This is a genomic window from Sediminibacterium roseum (assembly GCF_009939005.1).
GTDB classification, from domain to species: Bacteria; Bacteroidota; Bacteroidia; order Chitinophagales; family Chitinophagaceae; genus Sediminibacterium; species Sediminibacterium roseum.
This window is the reverse complement of the sequence record NZ_JAACJS010000011.1, coordinates 640,724-665,264: the sequence shown is the minus strand read 5'-3', so window position 1 is coordinate 665,264 and position 24,541 is coordinate 640,724. Positions and strand designations below refer to the sequence as shown.

At 47.5% G+C, this 24,541-nt stretch carries 26 protein-coding genes; 18 read left to right on the top strand and 8 right to left on the bottom strand.

Features of this window, described 5'->3' with window-relative positions:
* Window positions 1–6: 6 nt before the first annotated feature.
* The 18 genes from rpsC to GWC95_RS08065 all read left to right on the top strand — a co-directional run bounded on the left by rpsC (window position 7) and on the right by GWC95_RS08065 (window position 13,187).
* Window positions 7–816, top strand: a complete 810-nt coding sequence (gene rpsC / locus GWC95_RS08150; RefSeq protein WP_161818191.1) for a 30S ribosomal protein S3 — start codon at window positions 7–9, stop codon at window positions 814–816.
* 66 nt (window positions 817–882) lie between these two features.
* The gene (gene rplP / locus GWC95_RS08145) at window positions 883–1,302 is read left to right on the top strand and encodes a 50S ribosomal protein L16 (protein ID WP_161818190.1); all 420 of its coding nucleotides are present in this window, start codon (window positions 883–885) and stop codon (window positions 1,300–1,302) included.
* Between the two features lie 21 nt (window positions 1,303–1,323).
* Entirely contained in the window at window positions 1,324–1,539 is a 216-nt protein-coding gene (rpmC, locus tag GWC95_RS08140; RefSeq protein ID WP_161818189.1) for a 50S ribosomal protein L29, read from the top strand.
* Between the two features lie 97 nt (window positions 1,540–1,636).
* Entirely contained in the window at window positions 1,637–1,897 is a 261-nt protein-coding gene (gene rpsQ / locus GWC95_RS08135; protein ID WP_161818188.1) for a 30S ribosomal protein S17, read from the top strand.
* Between the two features lie 110 nt (window positions 1,898–2,007).
* Complete coding sequence (gene rplN, locus GWC95_RS08130) at window positions 2,008–2,376, top strand: 50S ribosomal protein L14 (RefSeq protein ID WP_116849282.1); 369 nt, start codon at window positions 2,008–2,010, stop codon at window positions 2,374–2,376.
* A 104-nt stretch (window positions 2,377–2,480) separates the two neighbouring features.
* Entirely contained in the window at window positions 2,481–2,819 is a 339-nt protein-coding gene (gene rplX, locus GWC95_RS08125; protein WP_161818187.1) for a 50S ribosomal protein L24, read from the top strand.
* On the top strand, window positions 2,819–3,394 hold the full coding sequence (rplE, locus tag GWC95_RS08120; RefSeq protein WP_161818186.1) for a 50S ribosomal protein L5: 576 nt from the start codon (window positions 2,819–2,821) through the stop codon (window positions 3,392–3,394). Before rplX ends, rplE begins: the two co-directional genes overlap by 1 nt.
* A gap of 6 nt (window positions 3,395–3,400) precedes the next feature.
* The gene (rpsN, locus tag GWC95_RS08115) at window positions 3,401–3,670 is read left to right on the top strand and encodes a 30S ribosomal protein S14 (RefSeq protein WP_161818185.1); all 270 of its coding nucleotides are present in this window, start codon (window positions 3,401–3,403) and stop codon (window positions 3,668–3,670) included.
* Between the two features lie 137 nt (window positions 3,671–3,807).
* On the top strand, window positions 3,808–4,206 hold the full coding sequence (rpsH, locus tag GWC95_RS08110) for a 30S ribosomal protein S8 (RefSeq protein WP_161818184.1): 399 nt from the start codon (window positions 3,808–3,810) through the stop codon (window positions 4,204–4,206).
* A gap of 153 nt (window positions 4,207–4,359) precedes the next feature.
* Complete coding sequence (rplF, locus tag GWC95_RS08105) at window positions 4,360–4,914, top strand: 50S ribosomal protein L6 (protein WP_161818183.1); 555 nt, start codon at window positions 4,360–4,362, stop codon at window positions 4,912–4,914.
* A gap of 113 nt (window positions 4,915–5,027) precedes the next feature.
* Entirely contained in the window at window positions 5,028–5,378 is a 351-nt protein-coding gene (gene rplR / locus GWC95_RS08100; protein ID WP_161818182.1) for a 50S ribosomal protein L18, read from the top strand.
* A 30-nt stretch (window positions 5,379–5,408) separates the two neighbouring features.
* On the top strand, window positions 5,409–5,930 hold the full coding sequence (rpsE, locus tag GWC95_RS08095) for a 30S ribosomal protein S5 (protein WP_161818181.1): 522 nt from the start codon (window positions 5,409–5,411) through the stop codon (window positions 5,928–5,930).
* A gap of 50 nt (window positions 5,931–5,980) precedes the next feature.
* Window positions 5,981–6,160, top strand: coding sequence for a 50S ribosomal protein L30 (gene rpmD, locus GWC95_RS08090; protein ID WP_202630238.1), 180 nt, complete (start codon window positions 5,981–5,983; stop codon window positions 6,158–6,160).
* 166 nt (window positions 6,161–6,326) lie between these two features.
* Window positions 6,327–6,776: a 50S ribosomal protein L15 gene (rplO, locus tag GWC95_RS08085; protein ID WP_161818180.1), complete on the top strand. Its 450-nt coding sequence runs from the start codon at window positions 6,327–6,329 to the stop codon at window positions 6,774–6,776.
* A 72-nt stretch (window positions 6,777–6,848) separates the two neighbouring features.
* On the top strand, window positions 6,849–8,195 hold the full coding sequence (secY, locus tag GWC95_RS08080) for a preprotein translocase subunit SecY (protein WP_161818179.1): 1,347 nt from the start codon (window positions 6,849–6,851) through the stop codon (window positions 8,193–8,195).
* Window positions 8,196–8,277: 82 nt separating this feature from the next.
* The gene (map, locus tag GWC95_RS08075; protein WP_161818178.1) at window positions 8,278–9,081 is read left to right on the top strand and encodes a type I methionyl aminopeptidase; all 804 of its coding nucleotides are present in this window, start codon (window positions 8,278–8,280) and stop codon (window positions 9,079–9,081) included.
* Window positions 9,082–9,194: 113 nt separating this feature from the next.
* Window positions 9,195–10,448, top strand: a complete 1,254-nt coding sequence (locus tag GWC95_RS08070) for a BaiN/RdsA family NAD(P)/FAD-dependent oxidoreductase (RefSeq protein WP_161818177.1) — start codon at window positions 9,195–9,197, stop codon at window positions 10,446–10,448.
* A 147-nt stretch (window positions 10,449–10,595) separates the two neighbouring features.
* The gene (locus GWC95_RS08065) at window positions 10,596–13,187 is read left to right on the top strand and encodes a zinc-dependent metalloprotease (protein WP_237722099.1); all 2,592 of its coding nucleotides are present in this window, start codon (window positions 10,596–10,598) and stop codon (window positions 13,185–13,187) included.
* 79 nt (window positions 13,188–13,266) lie between these two features.
* Here GWC95_RS08065 and GWC95_RS08060 read toward each other — a convergent pair whose 3' ends face one another.
* The 8 genes from GWC95_RS08060 to GWC95_RS08025 are packed head-to-tail and all read right to left on the bottom strand — an operon-like array spanning window position 13,267 to window position 24,509.
* Window positions 13,267–14,391, bottom strand: a complete 1,125-nt coding sequence (locus GWC95_RS08060; RefSeq protein WP_161818176.1) for an endo-1,4-beta-xylanase — start codon at window positions 14,389–14,391, stop codon at window positions 13,267–13,269.
* An 11-nt stretch (window positions 14,392–14,402) separates the two neighbouring features.
* Complete coding sequence (locus GWC95_RS08055) at window positions 14,403–15,719, bottom strand: gluconate:H+ symporter (RefSeq protein ID WP_161818175.1); 1,317 nt, start codon at window positions 15,717–15,719, stop codon at window positions 14,403–14,405.
* Window positions 15,720–15,754: 35 nt separating this feature from the next.
* Window positions 15,755–16,585, bottom strand: a complete 831-nt coding sequence (locus GWC95_RS08050; protein WP_161818174.1) for a fumarylacetoacetate hydrolase family protein — start codon at window positions 16,583–16,585, stop codon at window positions 15,755–15,757.
* A gap of 15 nt (window positions 16,586–16,600) precedes the next feature.
* Window positions 16,601–17,605: an SMP-30/gluconolactonase/LRE family protein gene (locus tag GWC95_RS08045; RefSeq protein WP_202630237.1), complete on the bottom strand. Its 1,005-nt coding sequence runs from the start codon at window positions 17,603–17,605 to the stop codon at window positions 16,601–16,603.
* 48 nt (window positions 17,606–17,653) lie between these two features.
* A complete protein-coding gene (locus GWC95_RS08040; RefSeq protein WP_161818173.1) occupies window positions 17,654–18,727 on the bottom strand; it encodes an alpha/beta hydrolase in 1,074 nt (357 codons plus the stop codon).
* A gap of 18 nt (window positions 18,728–18,745) precedes the next feature.
* Window positions 18,746–21,361, bottom strand: coding sequence for a glycoside hydrolase family 3 C-terminal domain-containing protein (locus GWC95_RS08035; RefSeq protein ID WP_161818172.1), 2,616 nt, complete (start codon window positions 21,359–21,361; stop codon window positions 18,746–18,748).
* Between the two features lie 33 nt (window positions 21,362–21,394).
* The gene (locus tag GWC95_RS08030) at window positions 21,395–22,915 is read right to left on the bottom strand and encodes a TolB family protein (protein WP_161818171.1); all 1,521 of its coding nucleotides are present in this window, start codon (window positions 22,913–22,915) and stop codon (window positions 21,395–21,397) included.
* Window positions 22,916–22,970: 55 nt separating this feature from the next.
* Complete coding sequence (locus GWC95_RS08025) at window positions 22,971–24,509, bottom strand: alpha-N-arabinofuranosidase (protein WP_161818170.1); 1,539 nt, start codon at window positions 24,507–24,509, stop codon at window positions 22,971–22,973.
* Window positions 24,510–24,541 lie beyond the last annotated feature (32 nt).

The following is a 24,541-nucleotide window of genomic DNA, read 5'->3' as shown; positions in this document are numbered from 1 at the left end:
CATTATATGGGTCAGAAAGCAAATCCAATTGGTAACAGGTTAGGTATCATCCGCGGATGGGACAGCAACTGGTATGGTTCTAAAAAAGACTATGCAAACAAGCTGATCGAAGATCATAAGATCCGTACCTACCTGAGTGCCCGTATCAACAAAGGTGGAATCGCTAAGATCGTTATCGAGCGCACGCTCGGCAAACTGATCGTAACCATCCACACCTCTAAACCAGGTATCATCATCGGTAAAGGTGGTGGGGAAGTTGACCGTATCAAGGAAGAATTAAAGAAATTAACCGGTAAAGAAGATGTTCAGATCAACATCCTCGAGATCCGTCGCCCCGAACTGGATGCTACCATTGTTGGTGATACCATCGCAAGACAGATCGAGAACCGTATCAATTTCAAACGTGCCACTAAAATGGCGATCGCTTCTACACTCCGCATGGGCGCAGAAGGGATCAAAGTGAAACTCAGCGGCCGTTTGGGTGGATCAGAGATCGCACGTAGCGAAGAGTTCAAACAGGGACGTACGCCTTTGCATACCTTCCGTATGGACATCGACTACGCCAACGTTTTTGCACAAACCGTTTACGGAAAGATCGGTATCAAGGTATGGATCTGTAAAGGAGAAGTACTGGGCAAACGCGAACTGAACCCGAATTTCGTTGGTGGCAAGAACGACATGAGCGACAGGAGAGACGGTGGCGGACGACCAGGCGGTGACGACAGGAGAGCTGGCGGCGACAGGAGAGATGATCGTCGTGGCGGCGGAGACAGGGGCGGCCGTGGTGGAGACAACCGTGGCGGTGGACGCAGATAATTAATAATTATTAATTAGTAATTAGCAATTGATAATTACTAAGGATCATGGATTAAAAAATAAGAAATGTTACAGCCTAAAAGAAGTAAACATAGGAAGCAGCAAAAAGGACGTATCCGCGAGGTAGCAAAACGTGGAACTTCGATTTCGTTCGGATCATTTGCTTTGAAAGCGCTTGAGCCGATCTGGTTAACAAACCGCCAGATCGAGTCGGCCCGCCAGGCAATGACACGTGCGATGAAACGTGAGGGAAATGTATGGATCCGTATCTTCCCCGACAAGATCATTACCCGTAAACCAGCCGAAGTAAGGATGGGTAAAGGTAAAGGTAACCCTGAATTCTGGGCGGCTGTAGTGGAACCAGGACGTATCATTTTCGAATGTGATGGTGTTACAGAAGCTGTTGCAAAAGAAGCAATGGGACTGGCCGCACAGAAATTACCTATCGCAACCAAATTCATCGTAAGAAGAGATTTGCAAGCCTAATTTTTATAAACCGAATTTGCAATGGCAAACAAACAGACATACGAATTTAACAAGACGATCAAGGATTTGAACATCGCTGACCTGAAGACAAAGATCCAGGAAGACGAGTTGAGGATCAAGAAGCTTGAATTCGCACACGCGATTTCTCCGCTCGAAAACCCGATGACCATCCGCGGTCTCCGCAGGGACATCGCCCGTTTGAAGACGGAACTGAAGAAAAAAGAATTAGGCCTGTAAGAAGGCTGCGAGCTACGGGCCATGCGCTACGGGCTTTTATAAAAAACATTTGGCTCGCAGCTTGAAGCTTGCAGCTAAACGCTTAAAACACACAACAATGGCTGAAGTAAGAAATTTGCGTAAAACTAGAACAGGTGTTGTAACCAGCGACAAGATGGATAAGACCATCACCGTTGCGGTTGAAAGAAAAGTAAAACACCCGATCTATGGTAAGTTCGTAAAGAAAACCACCAAGTTCCATGCACACGATGAGAAAGGCGAGTGCACAATTGGTGACATCGTTAAGATCATGGAAACCCGTCCGCTGAGCAAAACAAAGCGCTGGAGACTGGTGGAGATCGTAGAGAAAGCAAAATAACCTGGCGAAAAGCCACATGCTGCAAGCTGCACGCAAACGCACAGTTTCAGCCTCTGTAATTAATAACTTCCCCGGTGCAGACCGGGGCTAACAGCTAAAAGCGAAACAAAATGATTCAGCAAGAAAGCAGGCTCAACGTAGCTGATAACAGTGGTGCAAAGGAAGTTCTTTGTATCAGGGTTCTGGGTAACAGCGGACAGGATTATGCAAAGATCGGAGACAAGATCGTTGTAACTGTAAAAGATGCCATCCCTGCAGGTGGTGTAAAGAAAGGTACTGTATCAAAAGCAGTTATCGTTCGTACAAAAAACAAATTGCGTCGTAAAGATGGTTCTTATATCCGTTTTGATGACAACGCCGTTGTGTTGTTGAACAACTCGGATGAGCCACGCGGTACACGTATCTTCGGACCGGTTGCCCGCGAATTGCGTGATAAGGGGTACATGAAGATCATTTCACTGGCGCCGGAAGTATTATAAAAACAAACCGCTTCCCCCGGGCCTCGCGCTGCGGGTAAAACGGAAGAAAGCATAAACAAAAATGGTTGGCTCGCAGCTCGCAGCTAACCGCTAAAAGCTAAAAGATGAGTACAAGATTTAAACCCAAATTCAGCATCAAAAAAGGCGATACAGTTGTTGTGATCGCCGGTGATGACAAGGACTTGAAAAAGCCGCGTAAGGTGTTGGAAGTTATCGTTGACAAAGGCCGTGTGGTTGTTGAAGGCGTTAACATTGCTACCAAGCACACCAAACCTTCTGCATCAAACACAAAGGGTGGTATCGTGAAAATAGAAGCGCCGATCGCGATCAGCAATGTAATGTTGTGGGATGCGAAAACAAGCGCTCCAACGAAGGCTAAACGCACTCGTGAAAACGGAAAATTAGTACGTGTATCTAAAAAATCAGGGGAGGTAATCAAATAATGAGTACAGCAAAATACACTCCGAGATTAGCAGACAAATACTCTAAAGAGGTTGTTCCTGCTTTAATGAAGAAGTTTGCTTACAAAACCGTAATGCAGGCTCCTAAACTGGAAAAGATCTGTATCAACCGTGGCGTTAACGGCGCGGTAACAGATAAGAAATTGGTGGATATCGCAGTAGAAGAACTGAACATGATCACCGGTCAGAAAGCAGTTCCAACCCTGTCTAAAAAAGATATCTCAAACTTCAAACTCCGTAAAGGCATGCCGATCGGCGCACGCGTTACGCTGAGAGGTGAGAAGATGTTCGAATTCCTCGACAGGCTCGTATCTGTGGCGCTCCCACGCGTACGTGATTTCAAAGGGATCAGCGACAAAGCCTTCGATGGCCGCGGTAACTACACTTTGGGCGTGACCGAACAGATCATCTTCCCGGAAATCGATATCGATAAAGTGAACAAGATCACCGGTCTCGACATCACATTCGTTACCACTGCGGGCACCAACGAAGAAGCTTACGAGCTCCTGAAAGAACTGGGTATGCCTTTCAAAAATGCTAAAAAAGAAAACAACTAATATCACATGGCAAAGAAATCAATAACAGCCAGGCAAAACAAGCGTGAAAGAATGGTTGCCCAATTCGCAGAAAAACGTGCGGCCCTCAAAGCAGCAGGCGACTATGCAGGTCTGGACAAACTGCCTAAAAACGCTTCACCTGTAAGGTTGAAAAACCGTTGTCAGTTAACAGGCCGCCCAAGAGGCTACATGCGTTACTTCGGTCTGTCAAGGATCATGTTCCGCGATATGGCGCTGAACGGACAGATCCCCGGTGTGAAAAAAGCAAGCTGGTAATATTGTTTATTCGTTTGCAGGTTGCATGGGTAATCCCATGACCAGGTAAACAAATGAACCAAAAACAAGACATGTTTCAAGGTGCTGCAAAGCAAACCGGTAACAAACAATTTTTGAAAAAGAAATAATTAATAAACATGGTAACTGATCCTATAGCAGACTTCTTAACCAGAATCCGTAATGCTCAGATGGCTGGACACAGGCTCGTTGAAATACCTGCTTCTAATTTGAAGAAACGTATGACCGAAATTCTGTACGAACAAGGTTATATCCTGAAATACAAATTTGAAGACGACAGCAAACAGGGATTGATCAAGATCGCATTGAAATATGATCCGCAAACCAAACAGGCTGCTATCCGTTCACTCGAAAGAGTTAGCCGCCCGGGTCTGCGCCAATACGCAAAGCCTTCAGAAATCAAACGCGTGATCAACGGTTTGGGTGTTGCCATCCTCTCTACATCTAAAGGTGTATTGACAGATAAGCAAGCCAAAGCGCAGAACGTGGGTGGTGAGGTTCTTTGCTACATCTACTAGAACAACATGCAGCTTACGGCCCCTGGCCGCAGCTGAAGAAAACGCCTCGTCTGACAATTAAGCTTTTTAGTCGGAGCTGAACACGGAGAGGAATATTAATAACATCGATCCACCTTCGCTGAAGCTTTGGTGGATACAAAAAACGAAACGACTATGTCACGTATTGGTAAAGCACTCATCGCAGTTCCTGCAGGAGTAACCGTTACGGTTAGCAACGATAATGTTGTAGCTGTTAAAGGTCCTAAAGGAGAATTGAAAGAAACAATCGACAGGGATATCACGGTATCTGTTGCAGACGGCCAGATTTCATTGGCGCGCCCTACAGACCAGATCCGCCACCGCGCAATGCATGGCCTGTACCGCTCCCTGGTGAACAACATGGTAAAAGGTGTAACAGAAGGATATACAAAGAACCTCGAGCTGGTGGGTGTGGGTTACAAAGCGGCAAACACAGGAAACACACTGGATCTTGCCCTGGGTTACTCGCACAACATCATTTTCGAAGTTCCGAAAGAGTTGAAAGTAACAACCGTTACAGAAAAAGGACAGAACCCAAAGATCTCGCTTGAAGGTATCGACAAGCAATTGATCGGACAGGTGGCGGCCAAACTCCGCAGCTTACGTAAACCTGAACCATACAAAGGAAAAGGTGTGAAATACGCTGGTGAGATCCTGAGAAGAAAAGCAGGTAAAGCAGCCGGTAAATAATAAAAGTTAAGGGCCGGGATCCGGGCGGGGTTGAAAAACTTCGCATTGGTTGCCAGGCTTACAATACCAAACTTAAACAAGCTCCGGCCGTATCGGGGTCAAAATAGAAAACAATGGGTAAATTAATTCAAAGACAGAAGATCCGCTACCGCATCCGTAAGAAAGTTGCAGGCACTGCAGTAAAGCCACGTCTGTCTGTATTCAGGAGCAATGCAGAGATCTATGCACAACTGATCGATGACGACAATGCCGTAACACTGGCCTCGGCATCATCACGTGATAAAGATATCGCTGCTCAAAAAGTAACCAAGACCGAAAAATCAAAACTCGTTGGTGAGGCGATCGCACGCAAAGCCATCGCGTTGGGTTTAGCTACCTGCGTATTCGACCGCGGTGGTAACCTGTACCATGGCCGTGTGAAAGCAGTTGCTGAAGGTGCAAGGGAAGGTGGTCTTCAATTCTAATTTTACGAACAACAATCAATCGTTAGATCAATGTCTAAAGTAAACGTAAATAAAGTAAAATCCGCTGGTGACATGGAACTGAAAGAGAAAGTGGTTTCCATCAACCGTGTAGTGAAAACTACCAAAGGCGGCCGTACTTTCAGCTTCTCAGCTCTCGTGGTAGTTGGTAACGACAATGGCGTAGTAGGCCATGGCCTCGGTAAAGCAAAAGAAGTTCAGGAAGCTATTTCAAAAGGTATTGAAGATGCTAAAAAGAACCTCGTAAAAGTTCCTGTGATGCACGGTACCATTCCCCACGACCAGTGGGCGAAAGATGGTGCAGCGAAAGTGCTGATCAAACCAGCTGCGCATGGAGCGGGTGTGATCGCGGGAGGCAGCATGCGTGCCGTTCTGGAAAGCGCCGGCGTTACCGACGTATTGGCAAAGAGCCTCGGTTCTGCCAATCCGCACAACGTGGTAAAAGCGACCATCAAGGCACTGGGGCTCCTGAGAGAACCGGTACAGGTTGCCAAGAACCGCAGCTTGAAACTGAGCAAAGTATTTAACGGATAATTTTTCGCGGGAGACGGTAAACGTTGATCGTGGATCAAATGACAGATATCATGAAAATCAAAATCACACAAATAAAAAGCGGTATTGACAGGTCAGAGCGTCAAAAGCAAACTTTGATCGCATTGGGTTTGAAAAAACTGAATGCAACCAAAGAAGTGGAAGCAACGCCACAGATCCTCGGTATGGTTAACAAAGTTAGCCACCTGGTGAAGGTTGAAGAGATCGCTTAGTCATTTAATAATTAGTAATTCATAATTAATAATGAATGATTGAAAAAGATGTTCGCATCCTTCTCAATGATTCATTTTTAATTTACCACAATTACTAATTACTAATTCCTGATTATTAATTAACACTGCGAGGGGTGATTCCCCGTAAGTTCAAAATCAAAATAACATGAAACTACACACACTCAAACCTGCAGAAGGTTCAACGCACAAAGAGATCCGTATCGGCCGTGGTGAAGCATCCGGTAAAGGTGGTACTTCAACGAAAGGTAACAAAGGTGGACAAAGCCGTGCCGGTTACAAAAGCAAAATGGCACACGAAGGTGGCCAGATGCCTATCCAGCGCCGTATCCCTAAACGTGGATTTAAAAACCCGGGCCGCGTAGAATACAAAGTGTTCAACCTCGGTCAGATAGACCAGCTCGTGGAAAAATACGGATTTACAGAGATCTCCCTGGAGAACCTGTACATCAACGGGCTGATCAGCCGCACAGACAGGGTTAAAGTATTGGCTACAGGCGAACTGAAGACCAAACTTTCCTTCAAAGTGAACGCTGCAAGCGATAAAGCAAAAACCGCTATCGAAGCAGCCGGCGGTACCGTTGAAATTGTAAAGTAATTTTGACGTAAATTGCCAGACGCACACCGTGCGTCTTTTTGGTTTTTACATTAACGTTATCAATTGCATTAAGTGAAAAAATTACTTCAGACTTTAAAGAATATTTGGGCCATCGATGAGCTGCGCAGCAAGATCCTTGTTACGCTTGCACTGGTTTTCACCTACCGTTTCGGTAACCACATCGTATTGCCGGGCCTCGATCCGAACCTCATCGAATCGGCACAGAAAAATGCAAAGAGCGGTGGACTGCTCGGCGTATTCGATATGTTCGCAGGTGGCGGTTTCTCGCAGGCCTCTATACTCGCATTGGGTATCATGCCTTATATCTCTGCATCGATCTTCATGCAGCTCATGACCATCCTCGTTCCGCAATTGCAGAAAGTTCAGAAAGAAGGGGAGAGTGGCCGTAAGAAGATCAACCAGTGGACACGTTACCTCACAGTAATCGTTACCATCTTCCAGGCCGCTGCTTATGTAGCGTACCTCAACAGCCCCGGCTACCAGGAAGCGATCCTCCCTGAATTCAGCAGGTGGTTTGGATTCTCAACCGTAGTTACATTAACGGCAGGTACCCTGTTTGTAATGTGGCTCGCAGAAAAGATCCAGGACAAAGGATTGGGTAATGGAACATCTATCATCATCATGGTAGGTATCTTATCACGCCTCCCGATGTCTATCCTCCAGGAATTCACCGCGAAAGAACAAAGAGGCGGCGGTGGTTTGCTGATCTTCCTCGTGGAAGCGGCAGTGTTGATCATGATCATTATGGGATTGATCATACTCGTACAAGGAGTGAGGAAAATACCTGTTAACTACGCAAAACAGATCGTTGGCAACCGGCAGTTTGGCGGTGCGCGGCAGTTCCTGCCGGTGAAAGTAAACAGCGCGGGTGTTATGCCGATCATCTTCGCCCAGGCGATCATGTTCCTGCCTACACTCGTATCGTTCACCAACATCGATTCGGCACAGGGTATCGTCAAGATATTCAACGACCACAGCAATATCTGGTACATGGTCATTTATTCAGTGATGGTGATCGGGTTTACGTTCCTTTACACCGCATTGATCTTTAACCCGAAACAAATCTCTGAAGACCTGAAACGCAACAACGGGTTTATCCCGGGTGTGAAACCGGGCCAGCCAACTGCAGATTACATCGGGTCCATCATGGACAAGATCACTTTGCCAGGCGCCATATTCCTTGCCCTTGTAGGTATCATGCCGGGCTTCGCCCAGCGTTTGCAGGTAACACAGGGATTCAGTTCATTCTTCGGAGGAACCTCGTTGCTGATCATGGTAGGTGTGATCCTCGATACGCTCCAGCAGATCGAAACCTATCTCCTGATGCGCCAGTACGACGGCTTGATGAAAAGCGGCCGGGTGCAGGGAAGACAAACAGTTTCTACGACGACTATTTAATACAAATAATATTTTCGAACTTTGTGAAACCTGCTCTCCGCACAGAAGCAGGTTTCTTTTTACAATGACACGCCGAATAAATATGATGATCCATAAAACAGATGCCGAGATCGCGATGATGAAAGAATCAGCAACGCTGGTCAGCAAAACATTGTCGGAAGTTGCAAAGGTTTTAAAACCGGGCATGACCACCTTGCAGATCGACAGGCTTTGCGCAGATTTCATCAGGGATCACAAAGCTGTTTCCAATTTTCTCAACTACCGCGGTTATCCATTTACCGTTTGCGCATCTGTGAACGATGTGGTGGTGCATGGCTTTCCGAACAATACAGAATTGAAGGAAGGGGATATTGTTTCAATAGACACGGGCGTGATATTGAACGGCTGGCATGGAGACCATGCTTATACATTTGTCTTGGGAGAAGTGGCGGACGATGTATTGCAGCTCGTTAAAGTAACAAAAGAATCGCTGTACAAAGGCATTGAAAAGGCCATCGTAAACAACCGCGTTGGCGACATCGCTTACGCGATACAGGAGCATACGGAAAAAAAATACGGTTACGGCGTTGTACGCGAACTCGTGGGCCATGGCATCGGCAGGAGCATGCACGAAGACCCGCAGGTGCCCAACTACGGGAAGAGGGGTAGCGGGCCCAAATTGAAAGAGAACCTGGTTCTCGCCATCGAACCGATGATCAACCTCGGTACGCGCGAAGTATTTACAGAAGAAGACGGATGGACCATCCGCACACGCGATGGAAAACCTTCCGTGCATTTTGAACACGATGTTTGCATCAAAAAAAACCAGGCGCTGGTACTTTCTGATTACAGCATCATCGAAGCAGCGGAAAAAGCGAATCCGAACCTGAATACGAATTACTACTAACCAAAGGATGGCTTCGCGGCAAAAAGGTTTGAGTCCGGGCTTCTACCCGGGCTTTTATATTTTAGCACATGTTGCGCACGCACATGGCACAGGCAACAAAACGACGGGTGTTAATGCAAAATGGCAATCAAAATAAAACACAGTCACAGTTACTCGTGATCGGTGGCGGCGCGGCGGGTTTTTTCTGCGCGGTGAATGCGGCGCGTATGAACCCCTCGCTTCGCGTAACCATCATCGAAAAATCAAACAAGCTTCTTTCCAAAGTAAAAATAAGCGGCGGTGGACGGTGCAACACAACGCATGCCTGCTTCGAGATACAGGAGCTCTCGAGAAAATACCCGCGCGGGCAAAATTTTCTCAAGAAAGCATTTCACTGGTTCAACACCAACGATACGATTGAATGGTTTGCCGAACGCGGCGTTGTACTGAAAACGGAAAGCGATGGACGCATGTTCCCCAACACAGACGATTCGCAAACGATCATCAATTGTTTGCTGAAGGAAGCAGACCGGTACAACGTAGAGATCATGCTGCAGTCGGAGGTTAAAGAGATCACCTTTGACGAAGCCGGAAAATGCAGCGTACATGTGTCGAACGGAAAGCCACTCGCGCCGGATTTTCTCTGCATTGCTTCGGGAGGATACCCAAAATCGTCCATGTTCGACTGGCTGAAAAAAATCGGGCATACCATCGAGGAGCCGGTTCCATCCCTGTTCACATTCAACGTACCCGGAAATGAGATCACTTCGTTGATGGGTGTAAGCGTAGAGAGAGCAGTTGTAAAAGTGGCAGGAACAAAGATCAATGAAGAGGGCCCGCTGCTCATCACGCACTGGGGCATGAGCGGGCCGGCAATATTGAGGGCCTCTGCCTGGGGTGCGCGCCAACTGGCGCTGCTCAATTATCATTTTACATTGTTGGTGAACTGGTTGCCCGATCACAAAGAACAGGAACTGAGATCGGAGTGGCAGTCTTACCGCGAAGAATACGCTGCACAAAAAGTCGGCAACCGCAATCCGTTCCACCTACCCAACCGTTTGTGGTTGTACCTGCTCCAGGCAAGCGGCATCCCGGCAGATACACGTTGGGCCGAGATCCCATCCAGGGAGCAGAACCGGCTCATCAAAAACCTCACCGCGCAGGAGTTTGCCGTGAAGGGCAAAACCACATTCAAAGAAGAGTTTGTAACCTGCGGCGGTATCAAGCTGGCAGAGATCGATCCCAATACCATGCAAAGTAAAATTCGGACAAACCTGTTTTTTGCAGGTGAAGTAATGGATATTGATGGCATCACCGGGGGCTTTAACTTCCAGAATGCATGGACCTGTGGATTTATTGCCGCAAAAGCCATCAGTTCAGCGGTTTAGAAGGTAGCAAGTGTTTGCAAATGTTTGAAAAACGTTTCACAATCGTTTACCGCTCGTAAGCCGTTTCCTGCTTTTTACATAAAAAGGACATTAACCCTTCCGCGTTTTCTGATTTATTGTTTATTTTAAGACACTCAAAACACTGCTATGAAAAAGATATTATGTGCCGCAACGGCGTTGATGATTGTGTCTTTGACTGTGGATGCACAGCAACCGAACACAACAGTGGTTAAACCGCAATCGGACAAGGACACTGTAAAAGTGGTTCCCCCGGCTCCTCCTAAAAAACAAACGGTGGCCGACAAAACAAAGGGCCAGAAAAAAAATGAAGGGCTCTTCACTTTGTACCAGGACACAGCCACCGGTTCTTTGCAGATGTACATCCGCAAAGACCAGCTCGGAAAAGAATTCATCTATGAAAGCTTTTCGATCAATGGCCCGAATGCATTGTTCCTTAACCAGAGCATGCACAGAACGAATCTCGTGTTCAAGATCAACAAGGCTTTCGACAAACTTGAATTCGATATCGTGAATACCGGGTTGTACTACGACAAAAACAATCCCGTAAGCAAAACAGCGGAGGTAGACAAGCCTGTTGCTGTATTCTTTTCAGACAAATACACGCTCGAGGATTCGGTTGGATACCTCATCAATGCGGATGGATTGTTCCTCAGCGAAAAGCTCGACCCGGTAAAACCAAACATTCCGCCGAGCCCGTTCTCTTCGCAGATCTTCAACCTCGGTAATCTGAATCCTTCAAAATCCAAATACGCAGCGCTGCGTTCTTTCCCCGACAATACAGATGTTGTAGTGGATCTTTCTTACGATAATCCTTACACACTCGCCAGCGGCGGCCCTGATGTTGTTGATCCGCGTTATGTACGCGTGCGCATGCAGCACAGCTTTATCGCCATGCCGGCCGCAAACGATTTCTGGGCGAGAAGGGACGACCCGCGCGTTGGTTATTTCTCTGAAGAAAGAAACGACCAGACCAGCATCAGCCCTGTGCCTTACAAGGATATGATCCACCGCTGGAACCTTAAGAAAAAAGATCCTACGGCCGCATTGAGCGAACCGGTAGAGCCACTCGTATACTGGATCGAAAACACAACACCGGTTGAATACCGTCAAACCATTTTCGACGCAGGTATGAAATGGAACGAAGCGTTTGAAAAAGCCGGTTTTAAAAACGCGCTCGTGATGAAGATCATGCCCGATGATGCAACATGGGATCCTGCCGACATACACTACAACGTGATCCGCTGGGTTTCTTCTGCACAACCTACCTACGGCGCAATCGGGCCAAGTTTCGTTAACCCGAGAACAGGCCAGATCCTTGGCGCCGACATCACCGTTGAATGGTACTCAGGAAGCGCAACGCCGATCTTCGACGATCTTTACAACGGTTCAACGGCACAGCAACCTGAAATGAGGTGGCCGGGCATCAACATGAACCATTATGCAACCTGCACGCTTGCAGGAGAATTGAAAGCGCAGTATACAGCCGGTTTAACAACATTGGAAATGAGCGGCGCTTCTGCAGCAGAAGTAAAAGAAATGCACAAGCAGTTCCTCACTTACCTCATCATGCACGAAATGGGGCACACACTCGGCCTCAACCACAACATGAAGAGCAGCCAGATGCTGTCGCCCGCCGAGATCAACAACACAAGCATCACACACAGCATTGGCCTGATGGGATCGGTGATGGATTATCCCGCGATCAATGTTTCGCTCGACAGAAGCAAACAAGGCGACTACTACACAACCAAAGCGGGCCCTTATGACTTGTGGGCGATCGAATATGGTTATTCGCAATTCAACCCAACAGAAGAAGAAGCGGGTCTGAACAAGATCTTGTCGCGCAGCAATGATCCGAAACTCGCTTTCGGAAACGATGGCGACGACATGCGTTCTCCGGGTAAAGGGATGGATCCGCGTGTGAACGTGAACGATCTTACCAGCGATGCGATCGGCTACGCCGAAGACCGTTTCAAACTCGTGAACAACCTGATGGGCAACCTCGTTAAAAAATACAGCAAACAAGGACAGTCGTATGCCATGCTCCGCAGCCGTTACGGAATACTCAACAGGCAACGCAGCGATATGACGAATGCCGTGAGCCGTTACATCGGTGGTGTGTACGTAGACAGGTCGTTCCCTGAACAAAATTCAACAAGCAAGCCATACACACCTGTGCCACTGGCAACGCAGAAAAAAGCGATGGATGTGTTGACGAAATATGTGTTTGCTCCAAATGCCTTCGATGCAGATGCACAGGTGTTCCCTTACCTGCAGATGCAGCGCCGTGGTTTTAACCAGCCGGGCAATGGCGAAGATTACAAGATCACGAACACTACACTTGCCATCCAGGTAGGTGGTGCATTGGCGCAGATCCTTAATACGTCTACATTACAGCGTATCACCAACACACGTTTGTATGGCAACCAGTACAGCGCCGCAGATGTGATGAATGACCTGGTGAAGGGTATTTTTGATGCCGACCTCAATACCAACGTAAACGTTTACCGCCAGTACCTGCAAACTTCGTTTGTAAGAGGTTCTTCACAATTGATCGCTGACAATTCACCACTCGATAACGTATCGAAAGGCGCAGTGATCTACTCGTTGAAAAAACTGAAATCAAAATTGGCTGCAGCACCATCAACCACAGAAGAAACAAAAGCCCACAGGGCGAATATGATCTTTATGATTGATAAGGCGCTGAAAACGGATTAATATTGATCGGTACGGAATATAAAAAGCGGCTGCAATCATTGCAGCCGCTTTTTCATTTATACCCGTGAACCTGCTGTGTTTATTTCAACGTTCCCACCACTTCCCAGAATGCTTTCTTGGGTTGCAGGTTTTTGTCGAACAGGAGCGGGTAGTCTTTTCTACCGCGCACCGGGAAGTTGTCGAGCCAGCTGCTCCTGTCAGAAATATTCCAGAACGTGATGCCTGTAACCACGTTCCTGTATTTTTCAAAAACGCGGAAACAGCGTTTGTACATTTCTACCTGTGCATTTTCTTTTTCGGCGGTAAATTCGGTATTAACATCTTCGGCCTTTCTTTCCCTGGCACTGTGCTCTTTGGGGTAAACGGAAATATCGAGCTCCGTAACCTGGACCTTCAGTTTTAATGCTGCAAATGTTTTGATCGTGGTAACCAGTTCTTCTTCCGATGGTTCGTTCACGGCCCAATGCCCTTGCAGGCCAACTCCATGGATGGGAACGCCGGCATCTTTCAGGCTTTTTACGAGCCTGAAAATTTTTTCCCGCTTAACAGGATCGATCTCGTTGTAATCGTTGTAAAACAGCAACGCCTCCGGATCCGCCGCATGCGCATATTCAAACGCTTTTGCAATGAATTCTTCGCCGCAGATGCGGTACCACGGCGAGTTGCGGAGGTATTCGCCGGGTTTGTCTGAAATCGCTTCGTTCACTACGTCCCATGCATATATCTTTCCTTTGTACCGGTTTACAACGGTTGTGATGTGTTCTTTCAGCCGCTGCAACAAGATCTCTTTTGAAACCGTATCGCCTGCGGCATTCGTAAAGATCCAGCGCGGCGCCTGGTTGTGCCAGCACAAATTATGGCCACGGATCTTGAGATGGTTGGCTTCCGCAAATGCAACGATCGAATCGGCATCGCGCCAGAAGTATTCGTTTTCTTTCGGATGTATCGGCCCCATCTTCATCGCATTCTCCGGCGTTATGCTTGAGAAATGTTTCAGGATCAAACCTGCCTCATCTGTTTTCAAGGACCGCGGAGACACCGCCACTCCCATGGTAAAATATTTTTTGAAATGATCTTTCAATCCTTTGCTGCTGTCTGTTTCGTAAACAAGGGCAGTGGAATGGACAGCAGATGCAGATCTGCCGTAGAAAAAAAGACACACCACCAGTACAAAAAGCAATGAGGATAAAATTCTGTTGACCATATGCGTAATTTTTATTGGATAAATAGGTGAAGCAGCAAAACACCGGCAAGGCCCAGGATGGAGATCATGGTTTCCATCACGGTCCACGAGAGGAAAGTTTGTTTAAGCGACAGCTTGAAGAATTCCTTATACATCCAGAAACCGGAATCGTTGATATGCGAGCCGAACACACTTCCCGCGCCGACGGCCAACACCATTAACTCCGGCGAAACGGTTCCGGCCACTACCAGTGGCGCAACGATACCGGCTGCCGTCAAACCCGCTACAGTAGCGGATCCCAGCGTTACGCGAAGCAATGCGGTAATGATCCATGCAAACAACAAAGGCGGCATCTGCAGTTTTGTACTGAAGGATGAAATATAACTTCCCGTGCCGCTGTCGATCAGCACCTGTTTAAAAACACCGCCGGCCGTAATGGTGAGCAGGATCATCGCAATACCTGATATGGCGCCGGTTACCCATGTCATGATCTCCGGCATTGCCTTTCCTGCTTTCATTCCAAAAAAATAAACAGCGGCAAAAACAGCGATCAGCAAAGCGATGGTTGAATCCCCTGTAAAGAATGCGATCTTGCGGATGATGTTCTCTTTGGGCAGCAGGATATTCGTAACCACTGAGATGGTAATGAGCAAAACCGGAAGCAGTGCAATGGAAAAACTTGCGAACGAAGATGGTAATTTCGACGATGGCGTAAGTTGTGTATCACCAAACAACCCCGATGTATCTACTTTAACCCGTTTCAGCATTCTTCCTAAAAATGGGCCCGCGAAAATCACGGATGGAATGGCAATGATGATGCCATACACCAGTGTTTTTCCCATGTCTGCATGAAATGCATTTACAAGTACAACAGGGCCGGGATGCGGCGGCAGGAAACAATGCGTTGTTGAAAGCGAGGCTGCCATTGGGATAGCAATGTATAACAGCGGTAAACCGGTTCGTTTTGCAATAGAGAAAACGAGCGGCACCAGTATCACAAAACCTGCATTGTAGTACAAAGGGATGCCGATCAAAAAACCCGTTAGCAATACCGCCCACTGGATGTTTTTTTCACCGAACGAATTGATCAGTGTTGATGAGATCTGCTCTGCCGCCCCGCTTACTTCCAATATTTTTCCGAGGATGGCGCCGAGACAAAGTATCAGTGCCAGGCCGCCGAGTGTGCTGCCCACGCCCTTTTCGATGGATGCGAGCAGGGCCTCAGGTTGCATCCCCAATAACAGGCCGCATACGATCGCAACGATCAACAGCGACAGGAAAGGGCTCAACTTTTTCACTGTCAAAAAAACCTGTAACGCAATTGCGAAGAGTATGATGAGAAATGTCATTTGTAAGCCGGTTTAAATTTTTCAGAAGTTGAATCCTAGCGGACGGTATTCACCAATGTCCCGATATGATCGATCGTGATACTGATCTCATCACCCGATACCAGTGTAAAATCGCTGCCCGGAACAATGCCTGTTCCTGTCATGATCAAACAACCGTTGGGGAAAGAACATTCACGGAACACAAAAGATACCAGTTCTTCGGGTTTTCGTTTCATCTGGTCGAGCGCAACTGTTCCTTCAAAAACAACCGCATTGTTTCTTGCAATGCTGAGATGGATCTTCGTATCGCCTGCGATGGGCGTTTCCGTTACATAAATACAAGGGCCAACCGCTGCACATGCATCGTATGTTTTTGCCTGCGGCAGGTACAATGGATTTTCTCCTTCGATGCTCCGGCTGCTCATGTCGTTACCGATGGTATAACCCACAATTTTTCCGGATGAACTTGCCACCAATGTCAGTTCCGGTTCCGGCACGTCCCATGTAGAATCCTTGCGGATGTTCACCTTGCCGCCATTGCCCACTACGCGGTGCGGTGTTGATTTGAAAAATACTTCCGGGCGATCCGCTTCATACACCTTTGCATAAAAATCGCTGCCGCCCGATGCTTTTGATTCTTCCTGTCTCCCTACTTTGCTTCGCAGGTAAGTCACGCCACATGCCCATAATTCCTGGTTGCCGATCGGTGCGAGGATCTCATCAACGGGCACGGGTTTGCCCGTTGGCGTTAATGTAGTGGTGAGCCTTTGCATTTTCTGGTGCAACGAATCGTCGTTGATGAATGCATCCCAATTGTTTTCTTTAAGCAGGTAACAGGTCCCGTCTTTGTCGATAACGATGCCCTGCGTGGTTTTATACAGTTTCATGGTATGGTTACAGTTTTATTTTCTCATGGTTAAACGAAGAACATACATGTCGTTGGTGATGTACAATGTTTTCTCATCGCCAGACAAAGCGCAATTGGATGCGGCCTCGGGAACGCTGATCTTGCCAACCAGTTTTCCCGAAGGGTCGAAAACCCAGATGCCTCCCGGCCCGCTTGCAAACAAGTTTCCTTTTGAATCTACTTTCATTCCATCCGGGCCGCCTTTTAATTTTCTATCGCTGCCCATTGCAGTGTAGTAGATTCTTGGATTGGTAAGGCGGTCGCCAACAAGATCATAGGCATACCAGTTTGCTTTTTGCCCATCGGAATTCGCGATGAGTAATGTTTTTTCACCGGGCAACAGCAGGATGCCATTGGGGCGGGTGATGGTATCCGTAAGCAATACAACCTCACCATTTGTTTTTACTTTAAAAACACCCTGGTAGGGTAGTTCTTTTTTTGGGTCGCTCATGTATTTTTCCAGTCCATAAGGAGGATCGGTAAAAAAATATTCGCCTTTGCTGTTAACGATCACATCATTGGGACTGTTGAATTTTTTTCCTTTGTAGTTGTTGGCGATCGAAATAAATTTTGGAGCCGGCCGGTCGATCGCTGCATCCATTCTTGCGATCTGCCTGTTGCCGCACTGCGTGAGGATGAGGTGCCCATTGTTATCGAGCGTCAATCCATTCGATCCTGTTTCGCCACCACGTTTGGCCGTATCGGTGTAACCGGAAGGAGTGAGGTAAACTTCTTTGCCTTTGGCCTCTGTCCATTTATAGATCGTATTTTTTGGAACATCGGAAAAGAGCAACATTTTGTATTTCTCGATCCACAACGGCCCTTCTGTCCAGTCGAAACCCTCCGCGATGATCTCTGGCTTGGCACCGGGCATGATGATCTGGTCCAATGCCGGATCGATCCTTTCAACAGACCCGGTAACAGGATATTTTTTTTTGGCGGATTTTTCCTGGCAACCCGCCATCACGGGGATCAGCAAAAAAATAAAGTATTTTTTCATAAAATAAATTGATCAGAAAATGCAGCCCCGTTTCGGAGCTGTTACCTGTTATTGTTTTATACCGGTGTCTGTTCTGCCATATCTTCTTATTACTGATTCTGTGTTGCTGTTGAAATGTATTTTCAGGAACTCGCTCTTTGCATAGTAATCAGATTCACTGGCCGCAAACAAAACATACCGGTTACCTGGATTGGGATAGAACACCAGTGTTCCATTCTCTACTTTAAATGCCACATCTGCCGTTCCTATTTTGTAAGTGCCTGCGTACCTGTTTAAAACGGACTGGTCCAGTTTCAATTCCGGCCGTTCAAAAACATACTGCATCCCGCGGCCGAAACCTTCGGTCTTTGTTCCGGAGTGCCCAGTGTTCTCAAGTACTTTGGAGCGGATAGCAAGGTTTTTGTATTTCCTGTCTGAAAGATGTTTGGCAAATTTTTCAAAACCCGGTAAACCTCTTTCCACCTCACCCATCGTCATGTACAACCTTGCGGGAAGCGTGGGGTTGCTTTCGGAATATTGTTTTTCGTACTTGTACAAAACCTCGTTGTCCCATCCATAAGCCGGACTTGCTGCTATATAACCTGTAAACATATCCGGGTGTGTAAACAGTGTATACATGGTAAACAATCCGCCCAGCGAGCAACCCATTAATATGCGTTCCCTGGGGTCGGCCTTATAGTTTGCTTCGATGAACGGGAACAATTCATTTTTCAGGAACGAAAGAAATTGATCGGCGCCGCCGCTCTGTGGCAAACGCTTTTCGTTTGTAGGTGTGTAATCCCTTGCACGAAGACTATCCGGGTTGGGGTGATTGCCGCCCCAGGTAACGCCTACAATGATCAGTTCGGGAATAAAGCCATCAAAATAATGCTGCCCATACAATGATTTTGCCAGCGGGAAATCCCATTGCGAATCCATCAGGTAGAGAACAGGATATTTTTTATTGCCTGTTTTGTGATCGCCCGGTAACAGCACATGTAATTCGTATTCCTGCCCTTGCACGTTTTTGGAAGTGATCTTACGCACCTCCGATCCTGGGATGTTAACTGCGGGGAAATTCTGCGCGGGCAACACAACATGCAGCGCAGTAACGGCTATCAGCAACAACATTATTTTTTTCATGGCGAAATTGTTTTGAGGTTATTTTGATACCAGCAGGTCTTTCCGCACAACACCTGAACTTGTTTTGATCTTTAGATCAGGCTGTCCGCCGCCGATGCTGATCGTTATTTTGCCAGACATCGGTATCGTTTTCCCGCTTGTACTCATCGTTGAAAGGTCCTGCGGTGTCAGGGTGAATGATACCACTTTGCTTTCGCCTGCCTTAAGTGCAATGCGTTTGAAACCTTTTAACGCTCTTACCAGTTGCGGCTCGTTTTTCGGGGCCACATACAGTTGTACCACTTCTTCACCATCTTTGGCGCCTGAATTGGTTACCCTTGCACTCACCGTTACGTTTTTGCCTGGTGAAAGTGTTGCAGCTGTTCTGAGATCGCTGTAGGTGAAATTTGTATAGCTAAGTCCATAACCAAAAGGATAGAGGGGTTCGCCTTTGAAATAACGGTAGGTCCTGTTGTTCATCGAGTATTCCTCGAACGAAGGAAGGTCGTTATCGCTTTTGTAAAAAGTTACCGGCAAACGGCCCGCCGGATTGTAATCGCCAAACAAAACATCCGCAATCGCAGTGCCGGCAGATTGTCCGCCATACCAAGCATTCACGATCGCCGGGATGTTCTCGTTCTCCCAAGGGATGGCTATCGCGCTACCGGTGAGCATTACAAACACGATGGGTTTACCGGTTGTTTTTAATGCTTTCATCAACTCGGTCTGCACAGCGGGTAATGCGATCGTTGTCCGGTCGCCGCCATTGAAGCCCGGGTAGTTCACACGCATCTCTTCTCCTTCGAGTTGAGGAGAGATACCTCCTGCATAAACGATCACATCCGCATCTTTGATCCGGTTGGTCAACGCGGCAAAATCTGATTTGATAAAGTTGCCCGCGCGCAGTCTCACGTTCGCTTTTCCTTCCGTTTGCAGGTATTCTACAACGATGCGGTATTTTTTTCCTTTTTCGATCTGCAGCTTGTGCGAGCGCGCGCCGAAGCGGTTGCGTTGCCATGCATTGATCACTTCGTTGCCATCGATCAGCAGGCGGTAGCCATCGTCTGCATCCATTTCAAATGTAAGATCGCCGGTAGTTGGCGCTGTATAGTCCGTGGTATAACGCGCGGTAAAATTCAATGCTTTCATCTGGTCGGTAACCGCTTCCCCTTCCTGCCAGAAATGGTCGATATCGCTTTCGGTACGCGTGAACAAGGGGTCACCGGCCAGTTCTTTGTTGTTGAAGTATTCGGCCTTAACGCCTTTTTTTCCGTCGATCGAATACTGGCTGCTCACATCCGAATATACCAGCAAGGTATCGTTGGTGAACTGGATCGCTTTTTCGTATACCACTTCTGTATTGCTCCCTGCTTTGTCTTTGATGCCTTGTAAAACCGTTACCAGCCTGGAAGGCGTTCCGTTGTAGTTGCCCAGTATCGCTATGCCATTGTCTGCATTCGGCCCAAGCACCACGATCTTTTTTAGATTTTTACGGAGTGGTAAAGTATGGTTCTCGTTTTTCAAAAGAACGATCGATTGCCTCGCCATTTTAAGTGCGTGCGCCGCATGCGCCGGGCTCTCCAGTTCCGATGTTGGTGTGTTCGCATATTTAACCATGGATGGGGGATCGAACATACCAAGACGGAAGCGGATCATGAACAGTCTTCTCAGCGAAACATCAAGTTGTTTTTCACTGATCTTTCCCTGCTTCACCGCATCCACCAATGCTTTGTACGATTGGTTGCCGCAGTCTATATCGGTTCCGTGTAAAACCGCATCGGTGGCCGCGCTCACGGCATCGGCGTGCGTTTTGTGAAAGCGGTAGAAGTCATCGATCGCCCCGCAATCAGAAGTAACATAGCCTGTGAATTGCCATTGATCGCGGAGGATGTGCGTCATCAGCTCATCGCTTCCGCAGCAGGGTTGTGTTTTAAAGGCATTGTATGCACACATTACGCCCGCCACTTTTGCATTTACAACGAGCTCTTTGAATGCTGGCAGGTACGTGTTCCAAAGGTCGTAATCGCTTGTAACAGCATTGAACGAATGCCTTGATGGCTCGGGGCCGCTGTGCACCGCATAGTGTTTTGCGCATGCTGCGGCTTTCAGGTATTTCGGGTCGTTGCCCTGTAAACCATTTACAAAAGATTTTCCCAGCATCGCTGTCAGGAAGGGGTCCTCACCGTAGGTTTCCTGTCCACGGCCCCAACGCGGGTCGCGAAATATATTAATGTTGGGCGTCCAGTAGGTGAGCCCTGTATACCTTGATCCTGCTTTGTTTTGTTTTGTGTTCTCGTTAAAGATCGCACGACCTTCGATCGCCGAGTAATCGGCCATCGTTTTCAGTGAATTCGTATCGAATGTTGCGGCCATACCGATCGCCTGCGGATACACGGTTACCTTGTATTGTGTACGCGCAACACCGTGCAGTACTTCGTTCCACCAATCGTATGCGGGAATGTTGAATCGTTTGATCGCCGGCGTTGCATTCAGCATTTGCGCCACTTTTTCTTCGAGTGTCAGACGGCTCACAAGATCGTTTACACGCTGCTCAAAGCTGAGCGCCGTATTCTGAAAGGGAAACTCCGGTTTGTTCTGCTGTGCGTTAAGTGCCGTGCAGAACAGCAACGAAAAAGAAACAAGAATGTTTTTCATTTTACTTTGAATTGAATAGGTAATGATCTGTAACTATAATTTTGAATTACTCACAAACGCGATCTTCCGGCTATCGGGCGACCAGCTCGGTACGTTGATGCTGCCCTGCCCGCCATACACATAACCAATGGTTTTAGGAACGCCGCCGGCTACCGGCATCAAACGCAGGTAAATGCGTTTGTAGAACGGGTGCGTCAACGGATCAATTTCCTTGGGAAAAGATTCGTACACGATCCATTTTCCATCGGGTGAGATATGCGGGAACCAGTCGTTGTATTCATCAAACGTTACCTGTTGTTCTTCACTGCCATCTGCTTTCATTCTCCAGATCTTCATCGTTCCCGTTCTTGCAGAATTGAAGTAGATGTATTTGCCGTCGGGTGTGTATTCAGCGCCATCGTTCAGCGGCGGCGCCTCGGTGAGTTGTGTTTCTTTTTTTGTATTGACATCGATGCTCCAGATGTTCCATTCCTTGTTTCGGTAGCCTGTAAAGAGCATCTTCTTTCCGTCTGGCGAAAATCCATGGAAATAGGAGTGTCCCGAATCCTCTGACGTGATCTTGACCGGGTTGTCTGAGCCGGTAACAGGCAATGTATAAATGGTTGAAATACGGCCGGCGCCAACATAATGACTGATGCCAAGTGTTTTTCCGTCAAACGACAAAACATGGTCGTTGTTGTTCTGCGTTGCAAAACCCGTGTTCAGTTTGCTGGTGTTGCCGCTCGCCAATTCGTACCGGAACATAGAGCCGTCGGCATTGTACACCAGGTATTTGTTGTCTGGTGTCCAGTTGGGCGCCTGTAAAGAATTGGGTGCACTGTGGAGGATTTTGCTGAGACCCGTTGATACATCCATCACTTCTATATGACTGCCAATGTAATCACGATAGGGCCTGAAGTCTTTTGCCGCGGGAATGATGATGCGGACATTGGTGAACACTGCTTTTTCAACCACGTTCTCATCGTGTGAACAGATGAACAGGCCGGCATATACTTCATCGTTCAATTTGATCTTCCTGGATACCGATTTGTATGTTTCTCCAAACGTTGCCGCAGAAAATGTAAAGGTATCGCCCGAGCGTTCCAGTTCTATTTCTGTTGGATGATAGGATGAAACAATAACCTGCCCGGTTGTATCACTTTCTTTTTCGCGGTACTGAAGCGAAGTGAGCACATCTCCATGAACGCATGCGTCTGCATAACGCGAACCGGTAGTAAGCTGGTCGCGAGCGATGATGCCGATCTTCCTGTGGTCAACCGTTCCTTTGCCGATAAAACGTACCGTGGCCTTGATAATGAAGTCGCCCTTTATTTTTTTCCATGCAAAATGAAACTGGTCCGCGGTTGCCCACATGTTTTTTCCTGCGCCGCTCATTGTATAGGATTGGTCCTCTTTGTTGTAAACAATGCTGCCTTTGATCTTCGGATCGCCGATGTCTTCGTGATGATCAAAAATACCTGTGGGCTGCAACTGCGCGTTTGATGCAAACGGAACGAACAACAACAAAATGCAAAACCATTTCCTGAATGTGTAGGGTAGTGAGCGATTTTGCATTTTGTTGGTATTTATGAATGAATCGTTTTTGGTTGACCGGATGTACACAACATTTTTATTTTACTTCCAGTACCACAACAGAGAACGGCGGCAGTTTTAATTTCAATGTAGTTCCGCTGAGCGTTGCACCGTTGAATGGCATTGGCTTTATTTTTTCAGGGTTCTCAAAACTGTTGTAGTTCTGTAATTTGTCGGATGCCAGTATCCTCCCCGAAACCGCCGAATAATTTGCGCCGCTTACGTTGATGGTTATGTCCTGCTCCTTGCTGGCATCAATGTTCACCAGGGAAATGTGTGTTAAACCGTTCTTGTCTTTCGATGCAGATGCAGAGATCGCGCTCAGTTTTTCTTTTCCCATTTTGTAATCGTTGCTCTTTACTGTCAACGGCAGCATTGTTGCATCCTGGTGCACGTTGTACATTTCCATTACATGATAGGTTGGGGTGAGCAGCATTTTTTCTTCGTTGGTGAGGATCACGGCCTGCAGCACGTTTACGATCTGTGCAAGGTTGGCCATCTTTACGCGGTCGCAATGATTGTTGAAGATGTTAAGCGATGTTCCCGCGATCATCGCATCCCGCATTGTATTTTGCTGGAAGAGGAACGCGCCGTTTGTACCTGGTTCAACATCGTACCATCCGCCCCATTCGTCTACGGCAATGGAAACCTTTTTGTTGGGATCATATTTGTCCATCACCGCCGCATGCCTGGTTACCAATGTTTCCATTTCGAGTGCGCGTTGCATGGTTGTATAATATTCCTCTTCATTGAAAGCGGTTGCGGAGCTTTTCTTGTTCCAGTTGATTACGGAGTAGTGGTGCACGCCAACCGCGTCAAGCATGTTGTGGGGTATGTCGCGCATCAATACTTCCGTCCAGTTGTAATCGTTGTCGCTTGCGCCCGATGCGATGCGGAATATTTTTTCTTTCGGATCGCCATTCGTCATGAACGTTACGTATTGACGGTAAATATTTGCATAATACTCGGGCCTCATGTTGCCTCCGCAACCCCATGCCTCATTGCCGATGCCCCAGTATTTCACGTGCCATGGGTTTTGTCTTCCATTCTGTGCGCGCAATTCGGGCATCGGGCTGCTGCCATTCGGATGGATGGTGTATTTAACCCAATCAGACAGCTCCTGCGGTGTGCCGCTTCCTACATTGCCGCTGAGATAGGGTTCTGCACCAAGTACCTCGCACATGTTGAGAAATTCATTGGTGCCAAAGCTGTTGTCTTCTTTCACATTGCCCCACCACACGTTGAGCATCGATGGCCGTTTGTCTTTGGGGCCTATGCCGTCCTTCCAGTGGTAAGTATCCGCAAAACAGCCGCCCGGCCAACGCAGAACGGGCACTTTCAGTTTCTTCAATGCATTGATCACATCAAGGCGCACACCGTCTTTGTTGGGGATCTTCGTGTTGCCTTCGCCCACATACATTCCGCCGTATATACAATGCCCGAGGTGTTCAGCAAAATGCCCGTAGATATTCTTGTTGATGATGTCTTTTCCTTTGTCCGCCTGTAGCGTGATCTCGTTTTGTGCGAATGCGGTATTGCCTAAACAAACTCCCGCGATGAGGATCCATTTCTTCATTGCATTTGATTTTGGTGGGTGATCTTCCTGGA

Bases quoted from the DNA above. Each gene is read 5' to 3' on its own strand.
- GWC95_RS08030 (WP_161818171.1), bottom strand. From the start codon at position 22,915: ATGCAAAATCGCTCACTACCCTACACATTCAGGAAATGGTTTTGCATT.
- rpsN (WP_161818185.1), top strand. From the start codon at position 3,401: ATGGCAAAGAAATCAATAACAGCCAGGCAAAACAAGCGTGAAAGAATG.
- rplR (WP_161818182.1), top strand. From the start codon at position 5,028: ATGGGTAAATTAATTCAAAGACAGAAGATCCGCTACCGCATCCGTAAG.
- rpsQ (WP_161818188.1), top strand. From the start codon at position 1,637: ATGGCTGAAGTAAGAAATTTGCGTAAAACTAGAACAGGTGTTGTAACC.
- GWC95_RS08035 (WP_161818172.1), bottom strand. From the start codon at position 21,361: ATGAAAAACATTCTTGTTTCTTTTTCGTTGCTGTTCTGCACGGCACTT.
- rpmD (WP_202630238.1), top strand. From the start codon at position 5,981: ATGAAAATCAAAATCACACAAATAAAAAGCGGTATTGACAGGTCAGAG.
- GWC95_RS08065 (WP_237722099.1), top strand. From the start codon at position 10,596: ATGAAAAAGATATTATGTGCCGCAACGGCGTTGATGATTGTGTCTTTG.
- rplP (WP_161818190.1), top strand. From the start codon at position 883: ATGTTACAGCCTAAAAGAAGTAAACATAGGAAGCAGCAAAAAGGACGT.
- rplE (WP_161818186.1), top strand. From the start codon at position 2,819: ATGAGTACAGCAAAATACACTCCGAGATTAGCAGACAAATACTCTAAA.
- rplN (WP_116849282.1), top strand. From the start codon at position 2,008: ATGATTCAGCAAGAAAGCAGGCTCAACGTAGCTGATAACAGTGGTGCA.
- GWC95_RS08050 (WP_161818174.1), bottom strand. From the start codon at position 16,585: ATGAAACTGTATAAAACCACGCAGGGCATCGTTATCGACAAAGACGGG.
- rpmC (WP_161818189.1), top strand. From the start codon at position 1,324: ATGGCAAACAAACAGACATACGAATTTAACAAGACGATCAAGGATTTG.
- rplF (WP_161818183.1), top strand. From the start codon at position 4,360: ATGTCACGTATTGGTAAAGCACTCATCGCAGTTCCTGCAGGAGTAACC.
- rpsE (WP_161818181.1), top strand. From the start codon at position 5,409: ATGTCTAAAGTAAACGTAAATAAAGTAAAATCCGCTGGTGACATGGAA.
- GWC95_RS08040 (WP_161818173.1), bottom strand. From the start codon at position 18,727: ATGAAAAAAATAATGTTGTTGCTGATAGCCGTTACTGCGCTGCATGTT.
- rplX (WP_161818187.1), top strand. From the start codon at position 2,481: ATGAGTACAAGATTTAAACCCAAATTCAGCATCAAAAAAGGCGATACA.
- GWC95_RS08070 (WP_161818177.1), top strand. From the start codon at position 9,195: ATGCAAAATGGCAATCAAAATAAAACACAGTCACAGTTACTCGTGATC.
- GWC95_RS08060 (WP_161818176.1), bottom strand. From the start codon at position 14,391: ATGGTCAACAGAATTTTATCCTCATTGCTTTTTGTACTGGTGGTGTGT.
- rpsH (WP_161818184.1), top strand. From the start codon at position 3,808: ATGGTAACTGATCCTATAGCAGACTTCTTAACCAGAATCCGTAATGCT.
- rplO (WP_161818180.1), top strand. From the start codon at position 6,327: ATGAAACTACACACACTCAAACCTGCAGAAGGTTCAACGCACAAAGAG.
- GWC95_RS08055 (WP_161818175.1), bottom strand. From the start codon at position 15,719: ATGACATTTCTCATCATACTCTTCGCAATTGCGTTACAGGTTTTTTTG.
- map (WP_161818178.1), top strand. From the start codon at position 8,278: ATGATGATCCATAAAACAGATGCCGAGATCGCGATGATGAAAGAATCA.
- rpsC (WP_161818191.1), top strand. From the start codon at position 7: ATGGGTCAGAAAGCAAATCCAATTGGTAACAGGTTAGGTATCATCCGC.
- GWC95_RS08025 (WP_161818170.1), bottom strand. From the start codon at position 24,509: ATGAAGAAATGGATCCTCATCGCGGGAGTTTGTTTAGGCAATACCGCA.
- GWC95_RS08045 (WP_202630237.1), bottom strand. From the start codon at position 17,605: ATGAAAAAATACTTTATTTTTTTGCTGATCCCCGTGATGGCGGGTTGC.